The organism is Syntrophotalea sp. (assembly GCF_050253115.1).
Classification (GTDB): domain Bacteria; phylum Desulfobacterota; class Desulfuromonadia; order Desulfuromonadales; family Syntrophotaleaceae; genus Syntrophotalea; species Syntrophotalea acetylenica.
In genome coordinates, this window is sequence record NZ_JBFWJQ010000160.1 from 1 (window position 1) to 4,148 (window position 4,148).

General features: G+C 59.9%; 4 protein-coding genes. 3 read left to right on the forward strand and 1 reads right to left on the reverse strand.

Features of this window, described 5'->3' with window-relative positions; genetic code table 11:
- Positions 1 to 767, forward strand: a 767-nt coding sequence (locus AB7E65_RS12150) for a DUF6178 family protein (RefSeq protein WP_428746041.1), incomplete at its 5' end; no start/stop codon positions are given.
- 211 nt (positions 768 to 978) lie between these two features.
- On the forward strand, positions 979 to 1,179 hold the full coding sequence (locus tag AB7E65_RS12155; RefSeq protein ID WP_428746042.1) for a cold-shock protein: 201 nt from the start codon (positions 979 to 981) through the stop codon (positions 1,177 to 1,179).
- Positions 1,180 to 1,261: 82 nt separating this feature from the next.
- On the opposite strand, the gene rlmD is transcribed toward AB7E65_RS12155, so the two are convergent.
- A complete protein-coding gene (gene rlmD / locus AB7E65_RS12160; protein WP_428746043.1) occupies positions 1,262 to 2,677 on the reverse strand; it encodes a 23S rRNA (uracil(1939)-C(5))-methyltransferase RlmD in 1,416 nt (471 codons plus the stop codon).
- Between the two features lie 253 nt (positions 2,678 to 2,930).
- On the opposite strand from rlmD, the gene ispG reads away from it, so the two are divergent.
- Positions 2,931 to 4,013, forward strand: coding sequence for a flavodoxin-dependent (E)-4-hydroxy-3-methylbut-2-enyl-diphosphate synthase (gene ispG, locus AB7E65_RS12165; protein WP_072287080.1), 1,083 nt, complete (start codon positions 2,931 to 2,933; stop codon positions 4,011 to 4,013).
- Positions 4,014 to 4,148: the final 135 nt, after the last annotated feature.

Genomic DNA, 4,148 nt, shown 5'->3' on the forward strand with positions numbered 1-4,148 from the left:
GAATTGATTGCGGTGATCGGGATGCCTTGAAAACGGCCAAGGACAAGGTTTACGGCTATCTCAACCTGGCGCTTGAACACCTCTGCCACAACGATGCGGAGCGGGCGGCCCAACTTCTCGAAAATTCTTATCTGCAGCCGCTTTTTCAGCTGGGTTACAGCCTCACGCTGTCCTTGCAGCAGCGGGCCCGCCGTTTGCGCTCATCCTCCCTCGGCCCCTGGCTGGATGGTGTATGGGCAATGCTGTCGGAGGCCCTTTCAGCGGTGCGTCCCCTCTACCCTCTGGCACTCGATACTCCTGGCGCGGGAGGGACACGATCTTTCCGCGATCTGTCCGATGTGGAGCGTGTGGCAGAGACTCTGGCCAGCATCGAAGCGGCGCGCCGTCTGTTCGAGGAGCATTTTCCTTTCCGCTTGCCTGCGCCTGATGACCTCGACCTTTGTGGCTGCCAGCCGGATCAGTTTCAGGGGGTCGGTTTACGGCACTTCTTCCTTACCGCCGTGGCCAATCGGTTGTCGGGACGGCCCTTTGACATAACGCCGCTTCCCGCCAGGGAACTCGCTGGCCTGCACTATCAGGTGTGCAAGGACAAGACTTTGAACAATGTTTTGCGGGAGGAGATCCGAACCTGGATCGGCAAAATGGAGCCGGATGCATGGCCTTTCGTGGAAGCCTGTCTGCATTGCTGGAACGATACTCTTTGCCCGTTGCTGCCCGAAAGGCTGGATGCGCGGTTTCTCGACGGCTTGCTGGTGCGCCTGTCCTGAGGTGCCCGCGGTATTTTCGGCGGCCCCGCCTGCGGGTAAAAGGGGGCTTGATTTTGCGCAGGGGTTATGTTAGTGAAGTCGTATTAATAAAATTCAGGTCATGCTGCCCATTGCGTGAGGTTGGCCTGGCGGCAGGCATGACGGTTCCGTGGCGATGCCGGCGGAATCTGGCGAGAGACTGCGCAAGCGCTAGATCAACCGAGAGACGACAATGGCTCAAGGTGTGGTGAAGTGGATCAATGATGCCAAGGGATACGGCTTTATCGAACAGAAAAACGGTCCGGATGTTTTCGTGCATTTTTCCGTTATTCAGGCCGAAGGCTTTAAAAGCCTCTCCCAGGGTCAGCAGGTCCAGTTTGATGTTGTCGAAAGCCAGAAAGGCCCCCAGGCCAGCAATGTGATCAAGCTGTAACGGCTTTTTTGCTTTTAACCTTTTTTGCTTTTAAAAAGGGCCAAAGGGCTCCGCCGGCAATGCACGGAGCCTTTTGGCCCTTTTATTTTTGTGAATGGCCCCCGCGGCTCAGGCGGACCACGGTTTCGATATGCGCGGTCTGGGGAAACATGTCGACGGGCTGTACCGCGTCACAGCGGTAACCAAGCCGTATCAGCTCGGCAAGGTCCCGGGCGAGGGTCTCCGGGTTGCACGAAACGTAGATCATGACCCTGGGTTGCAGGCTGGCAACGGCCTGCAGCACTTCGGTCTGACAGCCGCCGCGCGGGGGGTTGAGAACGGCGACCGCCGGTTGCGGGATGCTGGTGGCCAGGTCCTCCAGCAAATGGGCCGTATCGCCGGCCAGGAAGCGGCAGTTGCCGAGCTGGTTCAGTACGGCATTCTGCTGGGCGTTGCGGACGGCTTCCTCGACCATTTCAATGCCGACGACCTGTCCGGCATCCCGGGCCAGATGCAGGGCGATGCCTCCGATGCCGCAGTAAAGGTCGAGGGCGTATTCGTTATCCCGCAGGGCCGCCCACTGTCGCACCAGGGAATAAATGCGCGCGGCCTGCGCATGGTTGACCTGGAAAAAGGAGGTCGGGGATATGCGCAGACGGATGTCGCCAACCTGGTCGAACAGATCGGGCTGCCCGATCATGCGCAGGGTTTCCCGTCCCAGGATGACGTTGCCGCCGGAGGCATTCACGTTCTGTTGCACGGATACGATTTGCGGAACCTTGCGCATCACCCACTTGGCAAGGATCGGAATGCGTTTGAAGTCCTTTTGAGAGGTTACGAAGGTTACCATTGCCTTGCCGTTTGCGGGACTGACCTTGATCAGCAGATAGCGCAACAGGCCGCGCCGGCTGACAGGGTTGTAAAGATAGATATCCTGACGGGCAATTTCATCCCGCACCACTTCGACAATGCGGTTGATCAGGGGATGATGCAGCGGGCAGGCGCCTGTGTCCACCACATCATGGCTGCCGCGCCGGTACAGTCCGATGACGATGCGGCCCTTGTGCCGGCCGAGAGCCAGCTTGACGCTGGTGCGATAACCGAGCGGTTGGTCGGCACCGAGGACCGGCTGGATTGCGACATCCTTCAGCTCGGGGGCCCTGCCGAAGGCTTCCTGAACTTTATCCTGCTTGAACCGCAACTGTTGCGGATAGTGCATGGACATCAGAGAGCATCCCTGGCATGCGCTCAGGGATTTGCACGGCGATGGCCGACGCATCGGGCTCGGGTCGAGAATGCGTTGCAGGCGGCCGACCTCACGGCGCTGGCCTTCATGTTCGATGCTTATGGCGACCCGCTCGCCCGGAAGGGCGCCCGCTACCAGCACTTCCTTGCCCTGGCGCCGGGCGACGCCGAGGCCGTCGCTGTTGAGACGCTCGATGTCGATTTCAACGAGCCCGCCGGAAGTCTTTCTTCTCTGACGGCCCGCGGCCGGCTGATTTTCCGTTTGTCTGGACATGGTTTACCTGCTTTCAGAATGCTTGTATCTAGTGTGACGGCACCTTAAATCGTAACCACACCGCTGTCAACGTCTCTTTTGGCGGCTTGACTTCACTGATGGCGGGTCGTAAACTCGCTGGCGGCGACCCGGTGTTGCTGCCGGCGCTGGCTTGTCCTCCGATGCTTCCGGGCACTTCTTTTTGGGTTCCGCTGGCCGGTTTTTAACAGCCAGCCGGATGCCATCCGATACCGTTTTTCCAGGAGCAGAACCTATGAGACGAATTTCCCGGCCGATGCAACTGGGCAGTGTCGCCATTGGCGGCGACGCACCGGTTTCCGTTCAGTCGATGTGCAGTACCCCGACAAGCGATGTTGCCGCGACCCTGGCGCAGATTGAAAGGCTGGCCGCGGCAGGCTGCGAGATTGTGCGCTGTGCGGTTCCCGACGAACAGGCCGCGCTGGCGCTGGCCGCCATCCGTGCCGATTGCGCCATGCCGATGATTGCCGATATCCATTTTGATTATCGGCTGGCCATGATGGCCCTGCAGGGAGGCGTCGATGGTTTGCGTCTCAATCCTGGCAACATCGGAGCGCGCTGGAAGGTCGAGGAAGTGGTCAGGGCCTGCGCCGAGCGCCGTGTGCCGATTCGTATCGGCGTCAATGCCGGCTCTCTGGAAAAGGATCTGCTGGAGCGCTACGGTCATCCTACCGCCGAGGCAATGGTGGAAAGCGCTCTGGGACATATTCGCATTCTGGAAGATCTCGGTTACGGGGAAATCAAGGTCAGCCTCAAGGCATCGGATATCCGGCGCACGGTGGAGGCTTACCGCCTGCTGGCCGTGCAGGTCGATTATCCTCTGCATATCGGCATCACCGAAGCCGGCACCACCTGGGCCGGAACCATTAAAAGCGCAGTGGGCCTCGGCGCGCTGCTGTACGACGGTATCGGCGATACCCTGCGCGTATCCCTGACCGGTGATCCGGTGGAAGAGGTGCGCGTCGGCTGGGAGATACTCAAGTCCCTCCAGCTGCGGCAGCGCGGCCCGGTATTTGTCAGCTGCCCCACCTGCGGGCGGTGTCAGATCGATCTGATTTCGGTGGCGGAAGAAGTCGAACAACGACTGAAGGACCTGCCGCTGGCTATTACCGTGGCGGTCATGGGGTGTGTTGTCAATGGTCCCGGCGAGGCCCGCGAAGCCGATCTCGGCATTGCCGGAGGCAAGGGACAGGGGATCCTTTTCCGGCGTGGTAAAGTGCTGCGCAAGGTTCCCCAAGGCGAGCTGGCCGATGCCCTGGTGGCTGAAGCCTGGAAGCTGGTCGAGGAGGAGCCACCGGGAGGACCGGAAAAAAGATAAAACCGCGGGCCGATTTTCGCAGTGACTGGAAATCGGCCTTTTTTGTGTTTTCAGTGGGGCGAAAGCAGATGACGGCATCGTCTGCAAAAGGATAAACCGAAACGGCATGCGCCGAAGGTTCGAGCCGAAACGCCT

What these genes read in the sequence shown, in the direction of transcription:
- AB7E65_RS12155 (WP_428746042.1), top strand. Translation starts at nt 979, where the DNA reads ATGGCTCAAGGTGTGGTGAAGTGGATCAATGATGCCAAGGGATACGGC.
- ispG (WP_072287080.1), top strand. Translation starts at nt 2,931, where the DNA reads ATGAGACGAATTTCCCGGCCGATGCAACTGGGCAGTGTCGCCATTGGC.
- rlmD (WP_428746043.1), bottom strand. Translation starts at nt 2,677, where the DNA reads ATGTCCAGACAAACGGAAAATCAGCCGGCCGCGGGCCGTCAGAGAAGA.